The sequence below is a fragment of the Methylobacterium sp. BI1 genome, from assembly GCF_056680125.1.
The window spans coordinates 1,403,744-1,430,693 of sequence record NZ_CM155267.1; the positions used below are offsets into that span (position 1 = coordinate 1,403,744).

General features: G+C 71.8%; 20 protein-coding genes. 6 read left to right on the plus strand and 14 right to left on the minus strand.

Annotated elements, in window-relative coordinates:
* Window positions 1–40 precede the first annotated feature (40 nt).
* The 3 genes from AC1MGR_RS06785 to AC1MGR_RS06795 all read right to left on the minus strand — a co-directional run bounded on the left by AC1MGR_RS06785 (window position 41) and on the right by AC1MGR_RS06795 (window position 2,556).
* On the minus strand, window positions 41–1,054 hold the full coding sequence (locus AC1MGR_RS06785) for an adenosine kinase (protein WP_480234076.1): 1,014 nt from the start codon (window positions 1,052–1,054) through the stop codon (window positions 41–43).
* Window positions 1,055–1,212: 158 nt separating this feature from the next.
* The gene (locus AC1MGR_RS06790; protein WP_480234077.1) at window positions 1,213–1,539 is read right to left on the minus strand and encodes a hypothetical protein; all 327 of its coding nucleotides are present in this window, start codon (window positions 1,537–1,539) and stop codon (window positions 1,213–1,215) included.
* A gap of 96 nt (window positions 1,540–1,635) precedes the next feature.
* Complete coding sequence (locus AC1MGR_RS06795) at window positions 1,636–2,556, minus strand: protein-methionine-sulfoxide reductase heme-binding subunit MsrQ (RefSeq protein ID WP_480234078.1); 921 nt, start codon at window positions 2,554–2,556, stop codon at window positions 1,636–1,638.
* A 251-nt stretch (window positions 2,557–2,807) separates the two neighbouring features.
* Between AC1MGR_RS06795 and ligA the strand changes: the two genes are divergently transcribed.
* Both ligA and AC1MGR_RS06805 read left to right on the plus strand, forming a co-directional pair.
* A complete protein-coding gene (gene ligA / locus AC1MGR_RS06800) occupies window positions 2,808–5,270 on the plus strand; it encodes an NAD-dependent DNA ligase LigA (protein WP_480234079.1) in 2,463 nt (820 codons plus the stop codon).
* Between the two features lie 88 nt (window positions 5,271–5,358).
* Window positions 5,359–6,234 carry a 3'-5' exonuclease gene (locus AC1MGR_RS06805; protein ID WP_480234080.1) on the plus strand — a complete coding sequence of 292 codons (876 nt, stop codon included), beginning with the start codon at window positions 5,359–5,361 and terminating at the stop codon, window positions 6,232–6,234.
* A gap of 63 nt (window positions 6,235–6,297) precedes the next feature.
* Here the strand turns inward: AC1MGR_RS06805 and AC1MGR_RS06810 are convergent, their stop codons facing one another.
* On the minus strand, window positions 6,298–8,502 hold the full coding sequence (locus AC1MGR_RS06810; protein ID WP_480234081.1) for a 3-hydroxyacyl-CoA dehydrogenase NAD-binding domain-containing protein: 2,205 nt from the start codon (window positions 8,500–8,502) through the stop codon (window positions 6,298–6,300).
* A 119-nt stretch (window positions 8,503–8,621) separates the two neighbouring features.
* Between AC1MGR_RS06810 and AC1MGR_RS06815 the strand changes: the two genes are divergently transcribed.
* Window positions 8,622–9,422 carry an EAL domain-containing protein gene (locus tag AC1MGR_RS06815; protein WP_480234082.1) on the plus strand — a complete coding sequence of 267 codons (801 nt, stop codon included), beginning with the start codon at window positions 8,622–8,624 and terminating at the stop codon, window positions 9,420–9,422.
* A gap of 30 nt (window positions 9,423–9,452) precedes the next feature.
* Here AC1MGR_RS06815 and AC1MGR_RS06820 read toward each other — a convergent pair whose 3' ends face one another.
* The 3 genes from AC1MGR_RS06820 to AC1MGR_RS06830 all read right to left on the minus strand — a co-directional run bounded on the left by AC1MGR_RS06820 (window position 9,453) and on the right by AC1MGR_RS06830 (window position 13,131).
* A complete protein-coding gene (locus tag AC1MGR_RS06820; RefSeq protein ID WP_480234083.1) occupies window positions 9,453–9,953 on the minus strand; it encodes a DUF2059 domain-containing protein in 501 nt (166 codons plus the stop codon).
* Between the two features lie 101 nt (window positions 9,954–10,054).
* Entirely contained in the window at window positions 10,055–11,263 is a 1,209-nt protein-coding gene (locus AC1MGR_RS06825) for an acetyl-CoA C-acetyltransferase (RefSeq protein WP_480234084.1), read from the minus strand.
* 80 nt (window positions 11,264–11,343) lie between these two features.
* Window positions 11,344–13,131, minus strand: a complete 1,788-nt coding sequence (locus AC1MGR_RS06830; protein ID WP_480234085.1) for an acyl-CoA dehydrogenase C-terminal domain-containing protein — start codon at window positions 13,129–13,131, stop codon at window positions 11,344–11,346.
* A 284-nt stretch (window positions 13,132–13,415) separates the two neighbouring features.
* Between AC1MGR_RS06830 and AC1MGR_RS06835 the strand changes: the two genes are divergently transcribed.
* Window positions 13,416–16,826 (plus strand): tetratricopeptide repeat protein, encoded by a 3,411-nt coding sequence (locus AC1MGR_RS06835; RefSeq protein WP_480234086.1) that lies wholly within the window; start codon window positions 13,416–13,418, stop codon window positions 16,824–16,826.
* A 170-nt stretch (window positions 16,827–16,996) separates the two neighbouring features.
* Complete coding sequence (locus AC1MGR_RS06840; protein WP_480234087.1) at window positions 16,997–17,434, plus strand: DUF3429 domain-containing protein; 438 nt, start codon at window positions 16,997–16,999, stop codon at window positions 17,432–17,434.
* A 16-nt stretch (window positions 17,435–17,450) separates the two neighbouring features.
* On the opposite strand, the gene pdeM is transcribed toward AC1MGR_RS06840, so the two are convergent.
* From pdeM to AC1MGR_RS06855, 3 genes are read right to left on the minus strand one after another with little or no spacing between them, the layout of a single operon-like run.
* Window positions 17,451–18,164, minus strand: a complete 714-nt coding sequence (gene pdeM, locus AC1MGR_RS06845; RefSeq protein WP_480234735.1) for a ligase-associated DNA damage response endonuclease PdeM — start codon at window positions 18,162–18,164, stop codon at window positions 17,451–17,453.
* Window positions 18,165–18,207: 43 nt separating this feature from the next.
* On the minus strand, window positions 18,208–20,739 hold the full coding sequence (locus tag AC1MGR_RS06850; RefSeq protein ID WP_108038051.1) for a ligase-associated DNA damage response DEXH box helicase: 2,532 nt from the start codon (window positions 20,737–20,739) through the stop codon (window positions 18,208–18,210).
* The gene (locus tag AC1MGR_RS06855) at window positions 20,736–21,698 is read right to left on the minus strand and encodes an alpha/beta hydrolase (protein ID WP_108038049.1); all 963 of its coding nucleotides are present in this window, start codon (window positions 21,696–21,698) and stop codon (window positions 20,736–20,738) included. The genes AC1MGR_RS06850 and AC1MGR_RS06855 overlap by 4 nt, the downstream gene beginning before the upstream one ends.
* A gap of 285 nt (window positions 21,699–21,983) precedes the next feature.
* Between AC1MGR_RS06855 and AC1MGR_RS06860 the strand changes: the two genes are divergently transcribed.
* Window positions 21,984–22,331, plus strand: coding sequence for a DUF6460 domain-containing protein (locus AC1MGR_RS06860; protein WP_480234088.1), 348 nt, complete (start codon window positions 21,984–21,986; stop codon window positions 22,329–22,331).
* A gap of 93 nt (window positions 22,332–22,424) precedes the next feature.
* Here the strand turns inward: AC1MGR_RS06860 and AC1MGR_RS06865 are convergent, their stop codons facing one another.
* The 4 genes from AC1MGR_RS06865 to nadA form a co-directional block, all read right to left on the minus strand.
* Window positions 22,425–23,090 carry a L,D-transpeptidase gene (locus tag AC1MGR_RS06865; protein WP_480234089.1) on the minus strand — a complete coding sequence of 222 codons (666 nt, stop codon included), beginning with the start codon at window positions 23,088–23,090 and terminating at the stop codon, window positions 22,425–22,427.
* A 190-nt stretch (window positions 23,091–23,280) separates the two neighbouring features.
* Complete coding sequence (gene nadC / locus AC1MGR_RS06870) at window positions 23,281–24,144, minus strand: carboxylating nicotinate-nucleotide diphosphorylase (protein ID WP_480234090.1); 864 nt, start codon at window positions 24,142–24,144, stop codon at window positions 23,281–23,283.
* A 68-nt stretch (window positions 24,145–24,212) separates the two neighbouring features.
* Window positions 24,213–25,757 (minus strand): L-aspartate oxidase, encoded by a 1,545-nt coding sequence (locus AC1MGR_RS06875; RefSeq protein ID WP_480234091.1) that lies wholly within the window; start codon window positions 25,755–25,757, stop codon window positions 24,213–24,215.
* The gene (gene nadA / locus AC1MGR_RS06880) at window positions 25,754–26,833 is read right to left on the minus strand and encodes a quinolinate synthase NadA (RefSeq protein WP_480234092.1); all 1,080 of its coding nucleotides are present in this window, start codon (window positions 26,831–26,833) and stop codon (window positions 25,754–25,756) included. The genes AC1MGR_RS06875 and nadA overlap by 4 nt, the downstream gene beginning before the upstream one ends.
* Window positions 26,834–26,950 lie beyond the last annotated feature (117 nt).

Genomic DNA, 26,950 nt, shown 5'->3' on the forward strand with positions numbered 1-26,950 from the left:
CCCCCGGAGAGGGGGGAGGACGAACGGGCCGCGCGGTCCCTCAGAGCAGGCCCTGGGCCTTGGCGAGGGCGACGAGGTCGTGCTGGGGCCGGGCGCCGATGTGCTGGATCACCTCGGCGGCGGCGAGCGCCCCGAGACGGGCACTGTCGCGATGGTCGAGGCCGCGGGCATGGCCGGCGAGGAAGCCCGCCGCGAACAGGTCGCCCGCGCCCGTGGTGTCGACGAGCTCGTGGACCGGGGATGCGGATACCGATTGCACCGCACCGCCCTGGATCACGAGGGCGCCGTCCGCCGAGCGGGTGACGAGGCCGAGGAGGTCCCGGCCGCGGGCCGCGCTCTCCTCGCGCAGGGCGCGGATCGCGACCTCGGCGTCGTCGGTCTCGTAGAGGCTCTGCAGCTCGCCGATATTGGCGAACAGGATGTCGATGCTGCCGTCGCGGATCAGGCCCAGGAACTCCTCCCGGTAGCGCCCGACGCAGAAGGCGTCCGACAGGGTCAGGGCCGCGGCGTTGCCGGCGTCGTGGGCGATGGTCACGGCCTTGCGGAACGCATCCTTGGCGGCCGGCGGGTCCCAGAGGTAGCCCTCGAGGTAGACCACGCGGGCGGCGGCCACGGTGGCCTCGTCGACATCGGCCGGCGAGAGCCCCTGGCAGGCGCCGAGATAGGTGTTCATGGTGCGCTCGCCGTCGGGCGTCACCAGGATGAAGCAGCGGGCGGTGGCCGGTCCGTCGGTGGCGGCGGCCACGGGGAAGCGGACGCCGGTCGCCTTCAGATCGTGGGCGAAGAGGCCGCCGAGCTCGTCGTCGCGGACCTTGCCGACGAAGCCGGTCTTGGCTCCGAGCATCGCCGCGCCCACCGCCGTGTTGGCGCCCGAGCCGCCCGACACGATCGTGGCCGGACCCATGGCGGCGAAGAGCGACTCGGCCCGCGCCTCGTCGATCAGCTGCATCGCGCCCTTCGGCACGCCCTGGGCCGCGAGGAAGTCCTCCTCGGTGCGGGCGATGAGGTCGACGATGGCGTTGCCCAGTACGAGCAGGTCGAGGGAGTCGGGCATCGGGCCGTCCAGTCTGGCGGTGAGCGGAAACTGCGCGGGCTGTGGCACCGCCCCCGGCGGGGGTCAAGCGACGGCCGCCGACCTCAGGGCTCGGCCAGGCAGGCGGTGACGTCCAGCCGTAACACGCGTGCGGCGTTCGCCGAAGGCGCCCCGCGTCCCTATTGCAGCGTCTTCACCTCGCACTGCGCGTAGTCGCTGCTCGCCTTCACGTAGGCGTTCAGCGCCTTGACGTAGGCCTCCGCCAGGGGGCGGAACGCGGCGGCCTTCTCGTTGTAGGCCTTGATCGCGTCGTTGTAGCTGTAGGCTTCCCAGCCGGGGCAACCCCCCTTGGCGTCGAGGCAGGCGGGCTTGGCCGGGAGCGGGGGCTTGGCCGGACGGGCCGTCGCCGGGGGCGGCTCCGGCAGGGTGCAGGCGGCGCGGGCCGCGTTCACCGACACCAGGGTGCCGAGGCCGAGGGCCGCAGCCCGCAAGATCCGAATCCGCATGCGGGCTTTCCCCCCTCCGTGGCGACAGGCGCTACATGCGCGTGCCGCTGATCCGGAGCAAGTCTGCGGACCCGGAGCAAGCTCGCCCGCCGGCCGTCAGCGCGCCGCCACGACCTCCCGCGCGGGTGCCGGCGCCGGGGAGGGGCGCGAAGCCGGCGCGACCTTCGCCTTGCCGCGCCCACTCTTGTCCATCCGGGCCCGGACGGCGTTGAGGACCGGCACGGCGAGGCCGAGGGCCAGCACCCACCAGGCGGGACGGATGGTGTCCGGGACATCGAGATTGGCCGACAGGACGAGGCTCGCCGGGATGCCGCTGGCGACGCCGTACCAGGCTGCTTCCAGCAGCGCGCTCAGGAGGGCGGCCGCCACGGCGAGGCCCGCGAGGGTCAGCGGGTTGGTCGGCCAGCCGAAGCGCTGCATGGCGCGGTGACCCATCAGCAGCAGGAAGGCCCCGGTCCAGAACACCGGGTCGGAGACGTCGATCTTGGCCTGCAGGTAGTAGTGGATCAGGCCCAGTATCGCGATGACGTAGACGGTCTTGTGCAGGCGCGGCCAGGCCTTGCCGAGGCGCCGGATCATCCCGTCCGTGGAGGTGACGCCGAGCATCACGAGGCCCAGCAGCGCCACGAAGCCGATGGTGAGGTAGATCCGCGACACGATCTCGCTGACGACCTTGGTCAGCACGAAGTTCTGGTCGACGACGTAGAGCATCAGGTGGATGAGCCCGTAGGCCAGCACCGTCAGGCCGAGCATGCGTCGCACCAGGATGAGCTTCGGCGCGTGGGCGATGCGGCGCAGGGGCGTCACCGCCAGGGACAGCATAAGAAAGCGCACCGCCCACTTGCCGGTGCCGTGGAGCAGCGCCGTGATGGGCTTCGCCCCGAGGGCGTCGGCCGCGTAGGCCCCGGCGAGCCACAGGCCCGGGGCCAGGGCGAACAGGAAGGTCGCGAGCTTCAGGCCGGAGACGCGTCCGGTGCGGTCGCGCCAGGGCGCGGAGAAGACGGGCAGGGCTGGCATGGCGATCCGGGATCGTTGGGCGACTGGGTCGAAAGATAGGGGCCGGGAGGGATCCGTGAGGTGGCGCGGGGTCGCAGCCGGCGTCGCGGACCACCGGGGCGTGCGGGGTCTTGGACGGTATTCGCGCGGCGGGCGCGGGGGTTACAGGCCTGTGCAGAGCTCTGAACGAACCGGAACCTTGGCCGGTGCCGGGACGGTTGTCGATTGCTATAAGCCGACGCCGCGCCCGCCCCCGATCACGAAGCCGCTCCATGCCCGCAGACAGCCCCGCCGACAGCCTCGAGACGATGACCGCCGAGACGGCGCGGGCCGAGCATGCGGACCTCTCCGAACGGATCGCCGAGGCCGACCGGCTCTATCACCAGGAGGATGCGCCCGAGATCACGGATGCCGAATACGACGCCCTCCGCCGGCGCCTGGAGCAGATCGAGGCGCGGTTTCCGGATCTCGCCGGAACGGGCGCCGCCAGCGCGTCGGTGGGCGCCAAGCCCTCGGAGAAATTTGCGAAGGTGCGTCACGCCGTGCCGATGCTCTCCCTCGGCAACGCCTTCGCGGACGAGGAGGTGGCGGAGTTCGTGGCCCGGGTCCGGCGCTTCCTGAACTGGCCCGAGGCCGAGCCCCTGGCCTTCACCGCCGAGCCGAAGATCGACGGCCTCTCCCTGGCCCTGCGCTACGAGGACGGGCGCCTCGTCACGGCGGCGACCCGCGGCGACGGCGAGGTGGGCGAGGACGTCACCGCCAATGCCCGCACGGTCTCCGATATCCCGCAGCGGCTCGCCGGGGCGGAGGTTCCACCGGTCTGCGAGGTGCGCGGCGAGGTCTATCTCAGCCACGCGGATTTCGCGGCCATCAACGCCCGCCAGGCGGCGGCCGGCAAGGCCCTGTTCGCCAATCCCCGCAACGCCGCGGCCGGCTCCCTGCGCCAGCTCGACCCCGAGATCACCCGGGCGCGGCCGCTCAAGTTCTTCGCCTATGCCTGGGGCGAGGTGGTGCCGGCGTTCGAGGGCACGCAGCACGGGGTGCTGGAGCGGTTTTCGGAGTGGGGCCTGCCGGTCAACGACCGGACGACGCTCTGCCCCGATGCGGCGGCGATGATCGCGCATTACCGGAGCATCGAGGCCGAGCGCGCCGACCTCGGCTACGACATCGACGGCGTCGTCTACAAGGTCGACGACCTGGCCCTGCAGCGCCGCCTCGGCTTCGTCTCGCGCTCGCCGCGCTGGGCGCTCGCCCACAAGTTCGCCGCCCAGAAGGCGCTGACGGTGGTGGAGGACATCGAGATCAATGTCGGGCGCACCGGCTCCCTGAACCCGCTGGCGAAGCTGCGACCGGTGACGGTGGGCGGCGTGGTGGTCTCGAACGCCACCCTGCACAACGAGGGCTACGTCCAGGGCGTCGGGGCCGACGGCGAGCCGATCCGCGACGGGCGCGACATCCGGGTCGGCGACACGGTGGTGGTCCAGCGGGCCGGGGACGTGATCCCGAAGGTGATGGATGTCGTGCTGGAGAAGCGCCCGGCCGATGCGAAGCCCTACGCCTTCCCGACCCGTTGCCCCGCCTGCGACAGCCGCGCCGTGCGCGAGATCAACCCGCGCACGGGCAAGCCCGACGCCGTGCGCCGCTGCACCGGCGGCCTGATCTGCCCGGCGCAGGGGGTCGAGCGCCTGAAGCACTTCGTCTCGCGCAACGGCTTCGATCTCGAGGGCTTCGGCCAGACCTATATCGAGGTGCTGTTCGAGGCCGGGCTGGTGCGCCAGCCCGCCGACCTGTTCCGCCTGGAATTCGAACCGCTCAAGGCCGCCATCGTGGCGCGGCGGGAGGCGCTCTCCGCCGAGCGCCGGGCCGAGGGTACCCCCGCCCCGAAGAAGCCGACCAAGAAGAAGGGCGAGGAGGAGGACAAGGCGATCAAGAACCTCCTCGCCTCGGTGGAGGATCGCCGTACCCTGCCCCTGAACCGCTTTCTCTTCGCCCTCGGCATCCCGGAGATCGGCGAGTCCACCGCCAAGGCTCTGGCGAAGCGCTTCCCCGACATGCCCGCCCTGATGGCGGGCGTCGCCGCCGCGGCCCGCGATCAGGCCGGGGCGGACTGGATCGAGCTCTCCGCCGTACCCCGCATCGGCCCGACCACCCGCGACCGCTTGCTGGAGCTGGGCTATCCCCGCGCCGGCGGCGAGCCGGAGACCGGCGAGGACGAGGAGGCCGAGACCCAGCAGCCGCAGGGACGCGTGCGCCTGTCCGCGCCGCAGCGCGCCAGCCTCCTGAGCCATTACGGCGACGAGGAGGCCATCGCGGCGGCCCTCGCACGGGCGGCCGAGCAGCGTCCCGGGGATGCCTACCGCCACTTCGCCGATGACGGCGAGATCGGCCCGGTGGCGACGGATTCGCTGATCGCGTTCTTCGCCGAGCCGCACAACGACGGGGCGGTCCGGGCGCTCCTCGATCAGGTCCGGACGGAGCCGATGGCGGCCCCGGCCACCGCCACGGCCTTCGCCGGCAAGACGGTGGTGTTCACCGGCAGCCTGGAACGGATGACGCGGTCCGAGGCCAAGGCCACCGCGGAGCGCCTGGGTGCCAAGGTCTCGGGCTCGGTCTCGGCCAAGACCGACCTCGTCGTGGCGGGGCCGGGCGCCGGTTCCAAGCTGACGGACGCCCAGAAGCACGGCGTCGAGGTCATCAGCGAGGAGGCATGGCTGGCGCTCGTCGCCAGTGCTTGAGCCGGGAATCGCGGACGCCTAGACTCGGGGTCCTGCACCCGCAGGCGCTTGGCCGCGTCCGGCCGGCACAGGGCCCCGCGATTTCCGCATGACCGTCATCGCCCTCGACTTCGAGACCGCCAACGAGCGGCGCGACAGCGCCTGTGCCGTCGGGCTCGCCTGGATCGCCGGCGGCCGGGTCGTCCGGCGGGAATCCCGGCTGATCCGCCCGCCGGAGCTGCGCTTCTCGCCGGGCAACATCCGGGTCCACGGCATCCTCCCGGCGGACGTGCGCGGCCAGCCGGACTTCCCCACCGTGATGGCGGAGTTCCTGCCCGACCTCGCCTCCGGGCTGATCCTCGCCCACAATGCCGGCTTCGACCTCGGGGTGCTGCGGGCGTCCCTGGCCGCGTACGGGCACCGGCCGCCGGCCTTCGCCTATCTCTGCACCCTGCAGATCGCCCGGCGGGTGTTCCCGGCGGAGGAGGGCTGCGGCCTCGGCAAGGTCGCGGCGCGCCTCGGCATCCGCTTCGCGCACCACGATGCGGGCGAGGACGCCTATGCCTGTGCGGAGATCGCCCTGGCGGCCGTGCGGGAAACCGGTGCGCCGGATGTGCCAGCCCTGTCGCGGGCGCTCCGCCTGCCGATCACCACGGTGCCGGCCGGGCCCGATCTCGCCCTGCCGCCGCGCAGCCGGCCGGGCTCCCTGACGGAACGGGCCAGCCTCGCCGCGGGCGCGCGGTCCAGCGCCGCGGCGGGCCTGCACTTCGCGGTGCGCGGCAGCAGCGGCAACCGCTACGCCGTGACCCTGGAGGATCGTACCGGCGGCCCACACCTGCGCTGCACCTGCATGGCCGGCCGCTACGGCACCCGGTGCCGCCACGTGAAGGCGCTGCTGGCCGGCGACATCACCGACCTGCTGTCGAGCAACCACGACGACGTCGAGGTGCTGCGGATCCGGATGACGGCCGCCTCGGTGGGGTGAGGCGGCGACCGCCCCCGCCCGCCATGCGTGCCGCCCGGGTTCAAGCCGGGCGGCGTTTCCGCCTCACGCCGCCTTCTTCACCGCCGCGTCGCCGTAGAACGTGCCGCCGCGGGCGGCCATGTCCAGGAGGTTCTGCGGCACGGCGAAGCGCGGCCCGTGCTTGGCTTCGAGGCCCTGGGCCAGCGTCACGAAGGCCTGGGCGCCCATGAAGTCGATGTAGGACAGGGCGCCACCGGTGAAGGGGGCGAAACCGAAGCCCAGGATCGAGCCCACATCCGCCTCGCGCGGATCGGTGACCACGCCCTCGCCGACGGTGCGGGCCGCTTCGAGGGCCTGCACTACGAGGAGGCGCTGCTTCAGCTCGGTGAAGTCCACCGCGTCGGGGTCGACCTTCGTCGCCTGGAGGCCGGAGAGGCCCGGCCACAGGCGCTTCGGGGCACCCTCGGGGTAGTCGTAGAAGCCCTTCTTGTTCTTGCGGCCGAGCCGGCCCTCGCCCTCGACCAGAGTGCTGAGCAGCGCCTTCTGGGCGGGGTCGATGCTGTCGGCTCCGAGCTGCGCCTCCGTCGCCTTGACGATCTTCAGGGCGAGGTCGACCGCCACCTCGTCGGTCAGCGAGAGGGGACCGACCGGCATGCCCGCCTGGCGGCCGGCATTCTCGATCATCGCCGCCGGGATGCCCTCGTTGAGCATCTTGTGGCCCTCGAGCAGGTAGGCGCCGACGCAGCGGTTGGCGAAGAACCCGCGCGCATCGTTGACGACGATCGGGGTCTTCTTGATCGCCCGGACGTAGTCGAGGGCCGTGGCCAGCGCGGCGTCGCCGGTCTGGTCGCCCCTGATGATCTCGACCAGCATCATCTTCTCCACCGGCGAGAAGAAGTGGATGCCGACGAACTGCTCCGGCCGGGCCGAGGTCTTTGCGAGGCCGGTGATCGGCAGGGTGGAGGTGTTGGAGGCGAAGATCGTCTCCGGCCGGATCACGGCCTCGACCTTGGCGATGACCTCGGCCTTCACCTTCGGGTCCTCGAACACCGCCTCGATGACGAGGTCGCAGGTGGCGAGGTCGGCGTAGTCGGCACTGGCGCTGATGCGGGCCAGGAGGGCGTCGCGGTCGGCGGTCTTCGCCCGGCCCTTGTTGATCTGGTCGGTGACGAGCTTGTGGGCGTAGGCCTTGCCCTTCTCGGCGGATTCCATCGACTGGTCGACTAGGACGACTTCCATGCCGGCATTGGCGGTGACGTAGGCGACGCCCGCTCCCATGAAACCGGCGCCGACGACGCCGACCCGCTGGACCTTGGTGGCCGGCACGTCCTTCGGACGGCGCGCGCCCTTGTTCAATTCACCCATGGAGAGGAACAGCGTCCGGATCATCGCCGCCGCCTCCTTCGTCCGCAGGATGTGGGCGAAGTACCGGCTCTCGACGCGCAGGGCCTGATCCATCGGCAGCTGCAAGCCCTCGTAGACCGAGGCCAGGATCGCCTTGGCGGCGGGGTAGTTGTCGTGCGTCTCACGCCGGTAGATGGCGTTGGCCGGGGGCCAGATCATCATGCCGGCCGGCGAGTAGACCTTGCCGGAGGGCGCCTTGAACTTCGGCTGGTCCCAGGGCGCGACGGCCGAGCCGCCGGCGGCGATCCAGGCCTTGGCCTTGGCGACGATCTCGTCCTTGGCCGCGACTTCCTGGGCGAGACCCATGTTCCGGGCCATCAGCGGACGGATCTGCTCGCCCTTGAACAGCATCTGCAGGGCGTCGCCGGTCTGCATCAGGCGCGCGACGCGCTGGGTGCCGCCGCCGCCCGGGAACAGGCCGACCTTGATCTCGGGCAGGCCGACGCGGGTCTTCGGATCGTCGGAGAGCACCCGGTGGTGGCAGGCGAGGGCGAGCTCGAATGCGCCGCCGAGGCAGATGCCGTGAACCGCCGCCGCGAAGGGCTTGCCGCAGGTCTCGAGCTTGCGGAAGACGAGGCTGAGCTTGCGCGACTCCTCGAAGAAGTGGCGCATCGCCTCCTCCTCGCCGCGCTCGGCCTTCAGGCTCTCGAACGCGCGGCCGAGGCCCTGGAGCATCGTCAGGTCGGCGCCGCCCGAGAAGTTGTCCTTGCCCGAGACGATCACGCAGCCCTTGATGGCGGGGTCGGCCACCACGGCGTCCACCACCTGGCTCAGCTCGTCCATCACCGCGTCGGTGAAGACGTTCATCGAGCGGCCGGGCATGTCCCAGGTCGCCAATGCGATCCCGTCGGCGTCGGTTTCGAGTCGGAAGTTGGTCAGATTCATCACTGATCCTCGAATATGCGGCGGGTGAGCGGCGTCGGCCTGCGAGCTTAAGCCAATGTCAAAACTTGCGGTGGCAACTCGAATTGCCGGGGGGCACCTTTCCGCGACAGGACTCGACCATGACCGCACGGACCGGCTGCCAGGGCTGCCGCGAGGGCGCCGAACTCGACTTCACCTTTACCATGGCGTTCCAGCCGATCCTCGACCTCCCGGCCAACCGGGTCTGGGGCTACGAGGCGCTCGTGCGCGGCCCGGGGGGTGAATCCGCCGCCTCGATTCTCGGCCGCGTGACGCCCGAGACCGTCTACCGGTTCGACCAGGCGGCGAGGGTCAAGGCGATCGAGCTCGCCGGGCAGCTGTTCCCGGCCGACGACGCGACCCGCCTGTCGATCAACTTCATGCCGAACGCCGTCTACGAACCGGCGGCCTGCATCCGCTCGTCCCTGGAGGCGGCCCGCAAGGCGGGGTTCGCCCACGACCGGATCATGTTCGAGTTCACCGAGAACGAGAAGTTCCGCGACACCGCCCACGTCTCGCGCATAGTCGCCGAGTATCGCCGCCAGGGCTTCCTGACCGCCCTGGACGATTTCGGCGCGGGCTTCGCCGGCCTCAGCCTGCTGGCGAACTTCCAGCCCGACCTCATCAAGATCGACATGGACCTGCTGCGCGGCATCGACACCGACCAGCGCCGCCAGATCATCGTGGCGGGCATCATCGGCATCGCCCGCTCCCTGGACATCGCGGTGATCGCCGAGGGCGTCGAGACGGCGTCCGAACTCGCCACCCTGCGCAGCCTCGGCGCGAGCCTGTTCCAGGGCTACCACTTCGCCAAGCCCCACCTGGAGGCGCTGCCCCAGGTCCGCGGCTTCCCGGTGGCCGGCTCTCCGGCGGGCGGGTTCGCCCGCGCGCATGTGGCTTGAGCCGGCCATCGGGATTCCCGTCGGTCCGCCTCAGCGCGCCGGCATCGGCATCGGCGCGCCGGGGGCGCCCGGGGCGGCGTTGGCGGCCGAGTCGCCGGCCGAGGCGATGGCCAGCATGTTCAGGAGCTTGGTCACCGAGGCCTGCGTGATCGTCGTCACGGTGGAGGCCGGGTCGGCATTGACCGTCTGGAACTTCTGATAGGTCTTGTCGCCGTAGATCTCGGCGAGGTGCTTCAGCTCGTCGAGCGTGAACTTCTCGGCATAGGCCTTCGACAGGCCGTCCAGCATCGTCTCGCGCTGCTTGTCGAACTCGGCGCGGATCTCCTTGCGGATCGCCTCGGCCTTGTCCTCCTTCATCGGGGCGACGGTCTTCTCGAGGGCACCCGTGAAGCCGACCTCCAGGTTCTTGATCGTGGTCTTCTGCACCAGGTCCTTGGCGACGGCGATGCGCTCGGCGGCATCGTCGGCGCGGGCGGCCATCGGCAGGCAGAGGGCCGTGGTCAGGCAGAGGGTGGCGAGCAGGCGCGTCATCGTGGCGTGTCCTCAGAGATTCTTGTCGTGAGCCCGGCGCCGGGCGGCGTCGGGCGCCGCCCTCTACCTCAGTTGCGCCGCCTTTGGGAGGCGACCCAGCCTCACACCCGCTCGATGATGGTGGCGGTGCCCATGCCGGCGCCGATGCAGAGGGTCACCAGGGCGCGCTCCTTGCCGGTGCGCTCCAGCTCGTCCAGCACCGTGCCGAGGATCATCGCGCCGGTGGCGCCCAGCGGATGGCCCATGGCGATGGCGCCGCCGCAGACGTTGATCTTGGCCGGGTCCACGTCGAAGGCCTGCTGGAAGCGCAGCACCACCGCGGCGAAGGCCTCGTTGACCTCGAACAGGTCGATGTCGGACAGGCTCATGCCGGCCCGCGCCAGGACCTTCTTCGTCACGTCCACCGGGCCGGTGAGCATCAGGGCCGGATCCGAGCCGATGTTGGCGAAGGCGCGGATGCGGGCGCGGGGCTTCAGGCCCGCGGCGCTGCCGGCCTCGGCCGATCCGATCAGCACTGCGGCGGCTCCGTCGACGATGCCCGACGAATTGCCCGCGTGGTGGACGTGGTTGACGGTCTCGACGTCCGGGTGGGCATCGACCGCCACGGCGTCGAAGCCGCCCATCTGGCCCATCTGGACGAAGGAGGCCTTGAGCTGGCCGAGGGACTGCATGTCGGTGCTGGGCCGCATGTGCTCGTCGTTGGCCAGCAGCGTGATGCCGTTGATGTCGCGCACCGGCACGACCGCGTTGGCGAAGCGGCCCTCGGCCCAGGAGGCGGCCGAGCGCTTCTGCGATTCCACCGCGTAGGCGTCGCAATCGTCGCGGCTGAAGCCGTATTTCGAGGCGATGAGGTCGGCCGACACGCCCTGGGGCATGAAGTACGACTTGATCGCGATGGCGGGGTCCACCGGCCAGGCGCCGCCCGATGCGCCGAGGCCGACGCGGCTCATGGATTCGACGCCGCCGCCCACCGTCAGGTCGTGCTGGCCGGCCATCACCTGCGCGGCGGCGAAGTTCACCGCGTCGAGGCCCGAGGCGCAGAAGCGGTTGATCTGCACGCCCGGCACGTGCGTGCCGTAATCGGCCACCAGGGCGGCGGCCCGGGCGATGTCGCCGCCGGCCTCGCCCACCGGATCGACGCAGCCGAGCACCACGTCGTCGACGCGGCGGGTGTCGAGGTCGTTGCGCTCCTTCAGGGCGCGGAGCGCCACCTCGGCGAGGCGCAGGGCCGTCACCTCGTGCAGCGATCCATCGGGCTTGCCGCGGCCCCGCGGGGTGCGGACATGGTCGTAGATGAAGGCCTCGGGCATGCGTGTCCTCGTTCTCTTGACCCTGGCGGCGCGGGCATCACCCCGCCGCGGGAGGGGCGGGGCGCAACGGTCGCGACGGTCTAAAACGCCTCGGCGCTCAGCGCCATCGTCGTGTCGGCGCCGGCCTTGATCCGCACCAGCCGGGTCGCGGTCTCGGGCAGGAGGCGCTCCATGTAGAAGCGGCCCACCACCAGCTTGGCGGCCATCGCCTCGGTGGCGGCCTCGGCCTGGCGGGCGAGGGCGGCCTTGGCGATGCGCGCCCACATGTAGCCCATGGCCACGAGGCCGAGCAGGTGCATGTAGTCGGTGGCGCCGGCGCCCGCATTGTCAGGCTTCGTGAAGGCGTTCTGCATGAACCACATCGTGGCGCCCTGCAGGTCGTTGAGGCCGGCCTGGAGGGGCGCTACGTAGGGCGTCATGCCTTCGTCCTCGCCGTGGTCCTTGATGAAGGTCTGCACCTCGCCGAGGAAGCTCATCATCGCCCGGCCGCCGTCCTTGGGCAGTTTGCGCCCGATGAGGTCCATGGCCTGGATGCCGTTGGCGCCCTCGTAGATCATGGCGATGCGGGCATCGCGCACGAACTGCGACATGCCCCATTCCTCGATGTAGCCGTGGCCGCCGAACATCTGCTGGGCCTCGACCGCGTTGGCGAAGCCCCGGTCGGTCAGCACGCCCTTCACCACGGGGGTCATCAGGCCCATGTGGTCCTCGGCCGCCTGACGCTGCGTCGCGTCGTCCGAGCGGTGCCCGATATCGGCCTGGAGCGCGGTCCAGAGCACGAGGGCGCGGGCGGCCTCGTTAAAGGCGCGGATGCCCATCAGCGTCCGGCGCACGTCGGGATGGACGATGATCGGGTCGGCGGCCTTCTCGGGCGCCTGGGCACCGGTGAGGGCGCGGCCCTGGAGCCGGTCCTTCGCGTAGGCGACGGCGTTCTGGTAGGCGACCTCGGACTGGCCCAGGCCCTGCACGCCGACGGCGAGGCGAGCCTCGTTCATCATCACGAACATCGCGTTCAGGCCGCGATTCTCCTGGCCGACGAGCCAGCCCTGCGCCCCGTCGTAGTTCATGACGCAGGTCGAGTTGCCGTGGATGCCCATCTTGTGCTCCAGGGAGCCGCAGGAGACGGGATTGCGCGCGCCGAGGGAGCCGTCGTCGTTCACGAGGAACTTCGGCACTACGAAGAGCGAGATGCCCTTGGTGCCGGCCGGCGCGCCCTCGATGCGGGCGATGACGAGGTGGATGATGTTCTCGGAGAGGTCGTGCTCGCCGGCCGAGATGAAGATCTTGGTGCCGGTCAGGCTGTAGGAGCCGTCGCCGTTGGGCACCGCCTTGGTCTTGAGGAGGCCGAGATCCGTGCCGCAATGGGGCTCGGTCAGGTTCATGGTGCCGGTCCAGGCGCCTTCCACCATCTTCGGCAGGTAGCGCGCCTTCTGCTCCTCGGAGCCGTGCACCAGCAGGGCGGCCATCGCGCCCTGGGTCAGGCCGGGATACATGCCGAGCGCGAGGTTGGCCCCGGAGGCGAATTCCTGGATGGCGGTGTTCAGGGTGTGCGGCAGGGCCTGCCCGCCATAGGCCTCGGGCATCGACAGGCCCATCCAGCCGCCGCCCGCATAGGCGTCGTAGGCGGCCTTGAAGCCCTTCGGGGTCGTGACGCTGCCGTCGGGGTGGCGGGTGCAGCCCTCGCGGTCGCCGACGGCGTTGAGCGGCGCCAGCACCGTCTCGGCGAGCTTGGCGCCCTCGTTGAGCACCGCCTCCATCACGTCCGGCGAGGCGTCCGCGAAGCCGCGCAGGTTGTCGTAGCGGTGGAACCCGAACACGTCGTTCAGCAGGAACAGGACGTCCTCGACCGGTGCCTTGTAGCTTGGCATCGCGCATCATCTCCCGGAAACGGCTGCGTTCCTGGACGGCCTCGCGGCCGCCGGCGCACCTGATGGTTCACATATAAACTAATTTGCGGCGGGCGAAAGGGGGGGCTTGCCGGGCTGCGGCGCAAATCGGTCGTGAGCCACAATCGGCCAAGCCTTAACCGCCTGTTTACCAAGACTACCAAATGTCGGGGATGACGGATCTGCCGTTAACCCCTCCCTCGCTTTCCGTGTGGCGGGGGGCACTCGCGGATCGAACCATGGACTTCGCCGGGTCAGGTTTGACGATGACACGCAACGCGACGCTCGACCTCGAAGGCTTCGATCCCGACGTTCTCGAAGCGGCGCGGGATGTCGCCCGTCGCGCCGGCATTCCGGTCGAGACCTGGATCGCCTCCATCGTCGATCCGCACGCGCTCGTGGACAAGGCTGCACCCGAATCACCGGGCGCGCAACCGCAGGCGGCACCGGGCGCAAGCGTTGAGACGACCCCCGTCGCCGCCGCCCCGGCGCCCGTCGCGGTCCGGCCGTCGGCCGGCGCCGCGCCCACCGGGCCCACAGGCAAGAACGCGGCCCTCACCGAGATGATGCGTCGCCTGGACGGCATCGACCAGCGCATCGGCGCCGAGGCGTCCGTTCCGCTGGCGCCCACTCCCGTGTCCGTGGCGCCCGCGCCCGTCGCCCCGAAGGTCGAGCCCGTCAGCTCGCCGCCCTCCGAGATGGCGCAGCGTCTCGCCGAGATCGAGCGTCGGATGACGGAGATCGGCGAGCAGCTCGCCACGCCCCGTCCGCTCGGCCGCCGCGGCCGGCCGGCCGTGACCGAGATCCGCGACGCGGTCACGGAGATCCGCCAGCGCCAGCGCGAGCTGGCCGGTGCCACCCCCGCGCCCGCGCCCGCCGCCGCCCCGGCCCCGACCGTCGCCCCGGCCCTGGCCGCGCCCGTCATCGCCGAGCTCCAGAGCGAGACGATCCGCCTGCGCGAATCGATCGGCAGCCTCGCCAGCGGACGCGACGTCGGCGCGCTGGAAAAGGCGATGCAGACCCTCGCGGCCGGCGTCGAGAAGGCCCAGGTCCCCGGCGACCTCGCCGCGATCGCGGCCCCCATCGAGGCGATCCGGGTGCAGGTCGAGCGCCTCGCCGAGGACGTCGCCGACAACGTCCACGCCCGCGTCGCCGCCGATGTGGAGCGCCTCGCCGCCAAGATGAACGGGACGCTCCAGGGCGTCCCCTCCGGCATCGCCGACCAGGACGTAGTCGCCGGCCTGTTCCGGGAGCTCGACGAGATCCGCCGCCTGATCGGCGCCCTAGCCGGACCCGAGCGGATCCAGAGCCTCGCCAACGGCCTCCAGGCCATCAGCACCCAGATCTCGCAGCTCCAGGCCGGCATGCCCGGCGAGACCGCCAGCATGGCGGAGCTCCGCCCCCTGCTGGAGGAGATCCGGATCGGCCTGCGCTCGAACGCGGACGCCGGAATCGGCGAGCAGATCCAGGAGATGGGCGCCAAGCTCGACGCCCTGCGCGGCGCCGGCCCGATGGCCGCCCACCAGGATTCCGACGTCATCCTGCATCGGATCGATGCGCTGTCGGAGAAGGTCGACCGGGTCAGCATCAATCCCGTCGGCGACCTGATCGGGCGCCTCGAGGATATCGGCGCCACCCTGCGCCGGCCGGCGATGCCCGACGAGAACTTCGCCTCGATCCACGGCATGCTGCACGAGCTGACGGTCAAGCTCGATCGCATCGGCACCGGCGAAGGCCCGCGCGACGAGGGCCTCGACGCCCTGGAGCAGCAGGTCCTGGCGCTGGCCGAGCGCATCGACACCCGCGACGCCGATCCGGCCCTGGCCGGACTCGAGCGCACCATGACGGATCTCCTCGACCAGGTCTCGGCCCTGCGGGCCGAGGCGCCGATGGAGGCCGCGGTCGAGCGCGCCGCCCGAAATGCCGTCGCGGAGACCATGGGCGCCGCGGCCGAGACCGGCGAAGTCGCCCTCCTGCGGGCCAGCCTCGCCGATCTGCGCGCGCATCAGGTCGCTTCCGAGCAGCGGATGCAATCGACGCTGACCGGGGTCTACGCCGCCCTGGAGCGTCTGGTCGGCCGGATCGGCACCGCCGACACGGACGCCGCCCTCCCGGGCAGCGCCCGGACCGCGCTGGACCTCTCCGCGAAGGACATCCTGGCCCGCGAGATGCTGGCCCGGGACCTGGCGTCGCGCGAGGCAGCCAAGGAGACGATCCGCGAGCCGGGCGCCGACCATCCCGTCGGCGGCGCACCGTCGCGCCGGCCGGACGCGCTCCGGGCCGAACGCCTCGTGGTCTCCGGTCCCGATCTGCCGCTGGAGCCGGGCGCCGGACGCCCCGGCCGTGAGCGCCCGGCCAGCCGGGTCGAGGCAGGCGAGGCCGCGGGCGCGGCCGACAGCGACATCAAGACCAGCTTCATCGCCGCCGCCCGGCGCGCCGCGCAGGCCGCGCAGGCCGAGGCCGCCGGTCAGGCCGAGGCGCAGGATGCCGACGGCCTGCGCGACGGTCCCGACGCCGCCCGCCAGGACGGACGCCTGGCGCGCTTCCGCGCGGGCATCGACCGCCGCCGCAAGCCGCTCCTCCTCGGCCTCGCCGCGGTGGTGCTCCTCCTCGGCGCCCTGCAGGCGGTGACCGCCCGCCGGACCTCGGACACAGCGTCGTCGGGGACCGAGCCGGTCGCGGCGCTCTCGACGCCCGCCGGAAATCCGGCCCCGGATGCCGGCGCCGCCGAGCCGGCCGCCAAATCGCAGGACGCCAAATCGCAGGACGCCAAGCCGCAGGACGGTAAGGCGCCGGATATCAAGGCTCCGGATGGCAAGGCTCCGGATGGCAAGGGCGCAGCGCCCGCCGGGTCCGATCCGCAGACGACGCAGAGTCTGGCCGAGAGCCCGCCCGCCAAGGGGGCGGCGACCGCCGAGGCCGCCCGGTCGTTGGTGCCCCGGGTGACGACGATGGCCGGCCTGACCACGGATCTCGCGGCGGTGCCGCCGAACCTGGTGAAGCTGCGCCAAGCCGCCCTCGGCGGCGACGGTGCCGCCGCCTACGACCTCGGCATGCGGGCCGCCGAAGGCCGCGGCATGACGCGCGACCCGGCCCTCGCGGTGAAGGTGTTCGAGCAGATCGCCGCCAGCGGCTTCGCGCCGGCTCAGTACAAGCTCGCGAGCCTGTACGAGAAGGGCGTCGGCGTGACCCGCGACCTGGCGCAGGCCAAGCTCTGGTACGGCCGTGCCGCCGACCTCGGCAATGCCCGCGCCATGCACAACCTCGCGGTGATCTACGCCGAGAACCCGGCGGCCGGCGGCAAGCCCGACTTCGCCACCGCCTCCCTCTGGTTCAAGCGCGCGGCCGAGCTCGGCGTGCGCGACAGCCAGTACAACCTCGCGGTCCTCTACGCCCGGGGCATGGGCGTCCAGCAGGATCTCGGACAGTCCTTCCTGTGGTTCTCGGCCGCCGCCGCGCAGGGCGACGAGGACGCCGCCAAGAAGCGCGACGACGTCGCCTCGAAGCTCGACGCGAAATCCCTGAGCGCCGCGCGGGCCCAGGTCACGGCCTTCAAGCCCAAGGTTCCGGAGCCGGCGGCCAACGAGATCCCCGCTCCGCTACCGGCTGAGAACACGATGAGCCTGCTCGGCGCGGCGCCCCCCACCGGCAACGTGCCGCCGGCCCGGCGGATCTGAGGGGCGGCGAGGGGGCGGGGGATGCGAGCATCTGACGCCGCCGCGCGTTGCGGCGAACCCCCGGTTCCCGGCGTTGTCGAAGCGGTGATCCCCGGACCATGGTGGCGGGGTGATCCATTCCGAAGCGCAGGTCGTCCCCCCCTCGGGCGGCCCGGACAAGCGGAGAGCCGATGGCGCGCGTGACGACGGTTCCACCCGCCGCCCTGATCCTGGGGATCGCCGGGCTGATTCCGTTCCTGGGTTTCGCCCTGCTCGCCTATAGCGGCTCCGATGGCGGCCTCGGCACCATCGGCCTCAGTCCCCGCCTCGTGCTCTCCACCTACGGCGCCCTCATCGCGTCGTTCCTCGGCGGCATCCGCTGGGGCGCGGCGGCCGCGCGCAACTCGGGCGGCGCGGATTACGCCATCGCGATCCTGCCCTCGCTGATCGCCTGGGCGGCCCTCGCGGCGCCGATGCCGTGGGACCTGCGCATCCTCGGCATCCTCGTGCTGGCCTGGGGCCTCGTCGACCAGGACCTCCCACGCCGCGGTCTCGTCCCGGTCTGGCTCGGCCGCCTGCGCCTGGCCCTGTCGGGCGTCGCCGGAGCCTCCCTGCTGATCGCTGCCTGAGCCCGTCCCGCTCCCGTCAGTCCTTGCTCAGCATCCCCTTGCCGATGGCGAAGACGCGGCCGTCGCCGAGGAGGTGCGCCGTGAAGCCGGCCGGAAACAGCGGCTCGAAGGCGGCGTTGCGCACGTTGAGGCCACCCGCATAGGCGCCGAAGGCCGGCATGATGAGGCGGCGGCCGTCCGTGACGAAGCAGCGCCGCCGCACGGCGCGTCCGCGCATCGCGACCTTGCCGCAGGGATGCAGGTGGCCCGACACTTCGCCCTCGGGCGCATCGACGGTCGGCTCGTGCCGCAGGGTCAGGCCGCCCACCGTCAGGGTCTCGGCGTAGCGGCCACCGACGCCCTCGCTCACCGCATGGTCGTGGTTGCCGGCGATCCAGACCCAGTCGCGCCCCTCCTGCAGGGCCGCCACCATGGCGCGGTCGCCCGGCTCCATGCGCTCCGGCCCCCGGGAATCGTGGAAGGAATCGCCGAGCGCGACGACGCGAGCGGGGTCGAGGCGGGCGATCACCTCGTGCAGGCAGGCCAGGGTTTCGCGGGTGTCATAGGGCGGCAGGAACTGCCCGGAGCGGACCGCATAGGCGGAGCCCTTCTCCAGGTGGAGATCGGACACCACCAGGGTGCGGTGCTGCGCGAGCCAGAGGCCGCCGCAGAGGTCGAGGGCGAGGGTTTCGCCGGCGAGGGTCAGGCCGGGAGCCCGGATGGTCTTCTCAAGTCTCTGGCCGAGCGCCAAAACCGCATCCTCTGCGTTCGGGGCAGGGCGTTTCACCACGCGCTCAGGCCAGCGCTTCTTCGAGCAGCTGCGCCTCGGCTTCGGCCAGAATCTCGTCGGCGCCCTCGCCGTAGACCCGTTCGCGCCCGATCTCGAGCATGACGGAGACGGAGAGCGGCGAGACGCGATCGAGCGCCTTGTGGATGATTCGCCCCTGGATGCGCCTCAACATCATACCGAGGCGCTTCACGTCGAGGAGTCCGGTTGCCGCATCCTGCCGCGCCGCCTTGAGCAGGAGGTGGTCCGGCTGGTGCTTGCGCAGCACGTCGTAGACCAGATCGGTCGAGATCGTGACCTGCCGGCCGGTCTTGGCCTGGCCCGGATAGCGCCGCTCGATCAGCCCGGCGATCACGGCGCATTGCCGGAAGGTGCGCTTCATCATGGCGGATTCGTCGAGCCAGGCCTCGAGGTCGTCGCCGAGCATGTCCTCCGCGAACAGGGTCTCGAGGAAGTCGGGCTCGCGGCCGATGCGCTCGCCGACATCGCGGTTGAGCCAGATCGCGATGCCGTAATCATTGGCCGCGAAGCCCAGGGGCCGCATCCGCGCCCGTTCCAGGCGCCGGGTGAGCAGCATGCCGAGGGTCTGGTGGGCGAGCCGACCCTCGAACGGAAAGGCGGTCAGGTAGTAGCGCCCGGCGCGCGGAAAGCTCTCCACCAGCAATCCCGTGGGGCCGGGCAGGACCGAGCGGGTCCGCTGCTGCAGGAGGTAGTCCGAGACCTGGCGCGGCAGCCGGTCCCACTCGAAGGGATCGGCGATCAGGGCGCGGACCCGCGCCGCCAGGAAGGTCGAGATCGGGAACTTCGCGCCCGCATAGGAAGGAATCGCCGGGTCGGTGCCCGGCCCGGCGCGGGTCGCCAGGGCCTCGTCCTCCGACAGGCCCTCGAAGCGCAGGACCTCGCCGGCGAACAGGAAGGTATCGCCGGGCGTGAGGGTGTCGGCGAAGTCCTCCTCGATCTCGCCCAGCACCCGGCCGCCCCGGGGCAGGATCGCGCCCGGCTTGCCGCGCACGCCGCGGGCGAGGCGAACCTTCACCTTGGCGGATTCGACGATCGTGCCGACGTTCATCCGGTATTGCTGGGCGATGCGGGCATCGCGCACCCGCCACAGGCCGTCCGGCCCGCGCAGGATCTTGGCGAAGCGCTCATAGGCCCGCAGGGCGTAGCCGCCGGTGGCGACGTAATCCACCACCGCTTCGAAATCCTCCCAGGACAGGGTCGCGTAGGGAGCGGCCGAGACGATCTCCTCGTAGAGCTGCACCGCGTCGAAGGCATCGGCGCAGGCCATGCCGAGGACGTGCTGGGCCAGAACGTCGGGGGCGCCGAGGCGGGCGTCGGGCGTGTCCTGGGCGGCGGCCTCCACGGCGTCGAGGGCGGCCTGGCACTCGAGCATCTCGAACCGGTTGGCCGGCACGAGGTAAGCCTTGGACGGCTCGTCCATGCGGTGGTTGGCGCGGCCGATGCGCTGCATGATCCGGCTCGCCCCCTTGGGTGCGCCGATGTTGACCACGAGGTCGACGTCGCCCCAGTCGATGCCGAGGTCGAGGGTGGCGGTGCAGACGATCGCCCGCAGCTGGCCCGCCGCCATGGCGGCCTCGACCCGCCGGCGCTGGGTGGCGTCGAGCGAGCCGTGATGCAGGGCGATGGGATAGTTGGCGTCGTTGATGCGCCAGAGTTCCTGGAAGGTGTACTCGGCCTGGAGCCGGGTGTTGACGAAGACCAGCACCGTGCGGTGCCGCCCGATCAGGTCGTAGATCGCCGGCATCGCCTGCCAGGCGGTGTGGCCCGCCAGCGGCAGGGTGAGGCCGGTCTCCAGCATGTGGAGGTCGGGCGCGGCGCCGCCCCTGACCACCACGAGTTCCGCCATGGCAGGATCGGCCTGCGTCTCCCCGGAGGGCGAAGGCAGGCGCTGCGGAACCAGATACCGGCGCAGCTCGTCCGGCTCGCGCACGGTGGCGGAGAGTCCGATGGCGGTGAGGCCGGGGCTGAGGCGATGCAGGCGCGCGAGGGCCAGGGACAGGAGGTCGCCGCGCTTCGAGGTGACGAGGGCGTGCAGCTCGTCGAGGACGACGCAGGACAGGCCGGCGAAGAGGTCCGCGGCCTCGCGGTGGGCGATGAGCAGGGCGAGCTGCTCCGGCGTGGTCAGCAGGATGTCGGGCGGCCGCGCGATCTGGCGGGTGCGCTTGTGCGAGGGCGTGTCGCCGGTGCGGGTCTCGACGCGCACGCCGAGACCCATCTCGGCGATGGGCGCGTCGAGGTTGCGGGCGATGTCGACGGCCAGCGCCTTCAGGGGCGAGACGTAGAGGGTGTGCAGGCCGCGCGGCTTCGCCGAGGCCGGCCGGTCCGCCAGGGCGGTGAGGCTGGGCAGGAAGCCCGCCAGGGTCTTGCCCGCGCCCGTCGGCGCCACGAGGAGCGCCGAACGGCCGCGTCCGACGATGTCGAGGAGTTCGAGCTGGTGGGGCCGGGGCGCCCAGCCGCGCGCGGAGAACCACGCGGCGAAGCGCTCCGGCAGCGGGGATGCGGCCGCGCGCTTGCTCAGGCCAGGGCCATCAGGAAGCGGTCGATCAGCTCCAGCGCCCGCTCCGTCATCGCCCCGGGATAGCGCACGAAGATGTGGCAGCCGCCCGGATAGATCGCGGTGTGCCCGCCATTGCCGGCGGCCGCCCAGCGGGCCGACATGTAGAGCGTGTCGTCGAGGAGCGGGTCGTGGGTGCCCACGGTGAACAGGGCCGGCGGGAGGCCCTTCAGGTCGGCATAGACCGGCGAGACGTCGGGCCGGCGCCGGTCGATGCCCTCGCGGACGTAGACGTTGGCGAAGTTGGTGAGGTCCTGGGTGTTCACCACCAGGCGCTCGTCGCCCCAGTTCCGCACGCTCGGGGTGAGGCCGAGGTCGAAGAAGCCGGCATTCAGGTTCGCCCCCCGGAAGGCGCGGGGCAGGCCGTGCTTGTCGCGCAGCCGCAGGAGCACCATCACGGCGAGCTGCGCGCCCGCCGATTCGCCGCCGATGGTCAGGGCCGAGACGCCGAACTCGGCTCGGCCGGGACCGGCGAGCCAGAGGGCGGCGGCCTCGCAATCCTCGAGGGCCGCCGGATAGGGATGCTCGGGCGCGAGGCGGTACTCCACCGACAGGCAGACGAAGCCGCAGGTGTCGGCGATGCGCTCCAGCCAGGGGTCCTGCTCGTCGGCCGAGCCCCAGACCCAGCCACCGCGATGGATGTGCAGGTAGGCGCCGCGCAGCTTCGTCCATTTCCGCGCATCGGGGCGGATGACGCGCAGCTGCAGGGGGCCGCCGGGTCCGTCGATGGTCAGGATCTCGGCCCGGGCGCTGCGCGGCATGGCCGGCGAGGCCTGCGTGCCCTGGCGCCGGCGGGCGCGGACCTCGGTCATGGGAATCGACCACGGATCCGCCTGCGCGGCATGGGCGGCCACGATCTCGGCGTTCAGGCGCTTGGTCTCGGGATCGATCATCGCCGGATCGAACAGGGCGTGGTCGATCATGGAGCGTTTCGTTTCATGGACGGGTCAGTCTGCGGGGCGAGATGCGGTCGGGGAGGACGCAGATCGCATCCGTAAGATGGGACCGTGCGCGCGACGGTGCCATCCGTCCCCCGTGCGAAAACGCCTAACGCTCTCGCATGTGCCGCGTTTCGTGCAAACTGTGTCGCCCGCGTCACGGTTCCGCCGGGTTCACCGGGTTGAGAGGCGGGACCGGGCGGCCCGAGGAAACGGCACTCAGGCGCGGCCCGAAGAATCGGCCGGCAGCACGGCCAAGGATAGGACCCGATGACGCTCGACCACGATCCGCGCCGCCCGCCGCCCTACGGCGGCCAGCCCTATGCCGGCGCGCCGTTCCCGGAGCAGGGCCGGCGCTCGGCCCTGCGGCGCTTCCTCGGCGGTTCGCCCGCCGCCGTCTTCATGAAGCTGCTGTTCCTGTCGGTGCTGGTCGGCGCCGTGATGGCGACCCTCGGCGTCACTCCCGGCCTGCTGTTCTGGCACGCCTACGACGCGGTGCGGACCCTGATCGATCTCGGCCTCGCCACTTTCCACGACTTCGGCCGCTGGATCCTGGCCGGCGCCGTCGTGGTGGTGCCCCTCTGGCTCCTGTCGCGCTTCTTCGCGGTGTCGAAGTAGAGGCGGTTTAGGACTGCGGCTCACGTGTCGCCCACGAGAAAGGGGCCGGTGTCTCCACCGGCCCCTTTCTCGTTTGTCGCTCAAGTTGAACGATCAGCGCTGGACGATGACCTTCGCGCCGACCTTGGCGCGGGTGTAGAGGTCGGCCACGTCGTCGTTGGTCATGCGGATGCAGCCCGAGGACACGGCGGTACCGATCGTCTCCGGCTCGTTCGAGCCGTGGATGCGGTAGATCGAGTTGCCGAGATACATGGCGCGGGCGCCGAGCGGGTTCTCGATGCCGCCCTTCATGAAGCGCGGCAGGTCGGGGCGGCGGCGCAGCATCTCGGCCGGGGGACGCCAATCGGGCCACTCGCGCTTCATGGTGATGGTCTGCACGCCACCCCAGGTGAAGCCCGGGCGGCCGACGCCGACGCCGTAGCGCAGGGCCTTGCCGTCGCCGAGCACGTAGTAGAGGCGCCGCTCGGCGGTGGAGACCACGATGGTGCCCGGGGCGTAGCTGCCGGCGTAGGCGACTTCCTCGCGCTGGATCGCCGACATCTGCGGCACGGCCGAGGACGGGGCCATCGGGTCGGCGGCGGGCAGGGAGGCGTTGGCGGTCGGGAGCGCGACGGGCTCGTTCTGCGGCCGCACCCGGATGACCAGGGCGTTATCGAGCGGCTGGCGGGTGAGCGGATCGATCTCGTAGGCGGCGGCGGGCGACGCCCACGCGCCCAGCGCGCAGACGAGCCCGGTCAGGGCGGGGGCGAAACGGCGCATCGGAGCCTCTCAAAGGCGAACGTATTCTGTGGAAACGGCTTGGAAAACTTGACGCACGTTACGGCGCGAAGTGTGCCCAAGACGTAAACGCTCACGCTTCAAAGCCAAGCCGAATTCGCACCGCAACGACGCTTGCCGCGGCGTCGTGATTTCATGGCAACACCGTGGCACCTTGGCCGTGCGGAAGGCCTCAGACGGCGTCCAGGCCGAGGTCGATGATCGGCGCGCTGTGGGTGATCCAGCCGCACGAGATCAGGTCGACGCCCGAGGCCGCCACCGCGCCCACGGTGTCGCGGTTGATCCGGCCGGACGCCTCCGCGATGGCCCGCCCATCGATCATCGCCACGGCTTCGGCGAGCTGCTGTGGCGACATGTTGTCGAGGAGCACCGCGTCGGCCTTCACCGAGAGCGCTTCCGCGAGCTGCGCCAGGGTGTCGACCTCCACCTCGATCTTCACGAGGTGGCCGGCATAGGCCCGGGCCCGCTCGATCGCCGGCACGATGCCGCCGGCGACGGCGACGTGGTTGTCCTTGATGAGCACGGCGTCGTCGAGGCCGTAGCGGTGGTTCGAGCCGCCCCCGGCGCGCACCGCGTGCTTCTCCAGGGCGCGCAGGCCCGGCGTGGTCTTGCGCGTGCAGACGATGCGGGCCTTGCCGTGGGGCCGGGCCGCCTCGACCAGGGAGGCGGTGGCGGTGGCGACGCCGGACATGCGGCACAGGAGGTTGAGGGCGACGCGCTCGGCGGTGAGGATGGCCCGGGCCGGACCGGCCAGGCGGATCACCACGTCGCCCGGCTTCACCCGGCTGCCGTCGCCGCGCTCCACCGTGACGGTGACGCTCGGATCGATCAGCCCGAAGGCGATCACCGCCGTGTCGACGCCGGAGATCACCCCGTCCTGGCGGGCGGCGATGACGCCCGCGAGGCGGGCGCTGGCCGGCACGATGGCGTCGGTGGTGATGTCGCCGGCCCGGCCGAGGTCCTCCAGCAGCGCCGCGCGGACGATCGGCTCGATCATCAAGCGGGGCAGGGGTGGCAGCGCCGAGAAATCGGACATGGTTGAGCTTCCGGTACGGAGGACGCGGGGCCGGCCCCGCCCAGGGGGCCGGTCCGGGTTTGCAGGGCTCAGGCGGCGGCGACAGCCCGGCCGGGCTCGACCGCCTCGGCCATCGCCCAGAGGTCGGCCAGGGTCAGTTCGGTGTGGGCCGGGACGTCCTGGGCCGGATGATCGCTGCGCCAGTGCGCGCCGCGGCTCTCCCGCCGCGACAGGGCCGAGGCCGCGATCGCGAGGCCGGTCAGGGCGGCGTCGCAGCCCGCCCGCGCCGCCGGGGCGAGGTGGCGGATGGCCTCCGCGAGACCCTCCGCCTCGCGCACCACGCCGACCTGCCGCTCCATCACGGCGCGCAGGGCCTCGGGGTCGCCGTCGCTGCGGGGCGTCGTCGCCTCGGCGCGGCCCTGGCCCGGGGCCGGTACGACGGCGGCGGCCTCGGCGATCGCCGGGGCGAAGGCCATCGCTTCGAGCAGCGAGTTGCTGGCGAGCCGGTTGGCGCCGTGCAGTCCGGTCGAGGCGACCTCGCCGCAGGCGAACAGGCCCGGCACCGTGCTGGCGCCGGTCGCGTCCACCTTCACGCCGCCCATGTGGTAGTGCGCCGCCGGCCGGACCGGGATCGCCTGGAGCCGCGGGTCGATGCCGGCTGCGGCGCAGAGGCCCGCGACGGTGGGGAAGCGGGTCGCCATGCGGGCACCGAGATCGCCCCGGCAATCGAGGAAGACCTGCGCGCCGCGGGCCTGTGCCTGGAAGATGCCCCGCGCCACCACGTCCCGCGGGGCGAGGTCGCCCCCCGCGATGCCGGCCATGACGGGCGCGCCGGTCTCGTCGATCAGCCGCGCTCCCTCGCCGCGCAGGGCTTCGGTGGCCAGCGGCATCGGGTCGGCCCCGGCGGCGATGGCGGTGGGGTGGAACTGCACGAACTCCATGTCGCGCAGCACGGCGCCGGCCCGGGCCGCCAGGGCGAGGCCGCGCCCGGTGGCCCCCCGGGGATTGGTGGTCGAGGCATAGAGCGCCCCGACCCCGCCGGTGGCCAGGACCACGGCTCGGCCGGGCAGGGGGAAGCGGGCGCCGTCGCGCTCGCAGACCACGCCGGCCACGGCGCCGCGGGCATCCCGCATCAGGTCGCGGGCCGAAGCCACGAGGATCGTGACGGAGGGCGTGCGCGCGACGACCCGGACCAGGGTCTCGAGCACCATCCGCCCGGTCGAATCCCCGCCGGCCCGGACGATGCGGCGGCGGGAATGCGCCGCCTCGAGGCCGAGGGCGAGCGCGCCGGCGGCGTCGCGGTCGAAGGGGGCCGCGAGGCCGACGAGCCAGTCGATCAGGCCGGGGCCGGCCTCGGCGACGCGCAGGGCGACGTCGGCCTCGGTTAGCCCGGCGCCCGCCGCCACGGTGTCGGCGGCGTGCAGGGCCGGCGCGTCGTCGCTGCCCATGGCGGCGGCGATGCCGCCCTGCGCCCAGCCGGTGGCGGTGCCGAACCCGAGGGGTGCGGCGGTGACCAGGGTGACGGGGCGCGGCGCGAGGCGCAGGGCCGTGGCGAGGCCGGCGATGCCGGCCCCGATCACGATGATCCGGTCCGAGCCCGGAAGCGCGAAGGAGAAGGGGGCGTGCGCGTTCATCGCGTCCGCACCGCGAGCATGCGTTCCACCGCCATCCGGGCGCGCTCGGCGAGTTCGGGCTCCACCGTGACCTCCTGGGTCAGGGTCTCCAGGGCGTGCCGGATGTTCTTCAGGCTCATGCGCTTCATGTGCGGGCACAGGTTGCAGGGCTTGATGAACTCGATGTCCGGGTTGGCGGCCGCGATGTTGTCGCCCATGGAGCACTCGGTGACGAGCACCACCTGCTTGGGCCGCTTCTCCAGGACGAAGTTCATCATCATTGCGGTCGAGCCCGAGAAGTCGGCCTCGGCGACCACCTCCGGCGGGCATTCCGGATGGGTGATGACGGTGACGCCCGGATAGCTCTCGCGCACCTCGCGGATGTCGGCGGGCGTGAACTGTTCGTGCACCTCGCAGTGGCCGGCCCAGGTCAGGATCTCGACCTCCGGCACCAGGGCCTGGACGTTCTGGGCCAGGAACTCGTCCGGGATCATCAGCACGCGCGGCGCGTTCAGCGAGCGCACCACCTCGACGGCGTTGCCGGAGGTGCAGCACAGGTCGGATTCCGCCTTCACCGCCGCCGAGGTGTTGACGTAGGTGACGATCGGAACCCCGGGATACTTGTCCCGCAGGCCGCGCACGTCCGCCGCCGTGATCGAGTCGGCGAGGGAACAGCCGGCGCGGCTGTCGGGGATCAGAACCGTCTTGCCCGGGTTCAGGAGCTTGGCGGTCTCGGCCATGAAGTGGACGCCGGCGAGCACGATGACGTCGGCATCCACCGTGACGGCCTCGCGGGCCAGCGCCAGGCTGTCGCCGACGATGTCCGCCACCGTGTGGAAGATCTCCGGCGCCTGGTAGTTGTGGGCCAGGATGACGGCGTTGCGGGCCTTCTTGAGCTCCAGGATCGCGGCGACGTCCCCGGCCAGGGCCGGCCACTCGATCGCCGGCACGTGACGGCTGACACGCGCGTAGATCTCGGGCAGGGGAAAGTCCGCGGGAAGATCCTGGGCAGGAGGAAGATCCTGGCCAAAAGGAAGACCTTGGCCCTTGGGAAGCCCCTGGAGAGCCTGGCCGATCGGGTGACTGGTCGCCGCCATTGACGCGTCCTCACTTATGCTCAAATTGAGCATTGTGCCGACTAACGTAGGCGGCCCGGATCGCCTTGTCCAGATATGCAGGGTTTGAGCATAACGTTTTTGCGATGCGAAAATGAC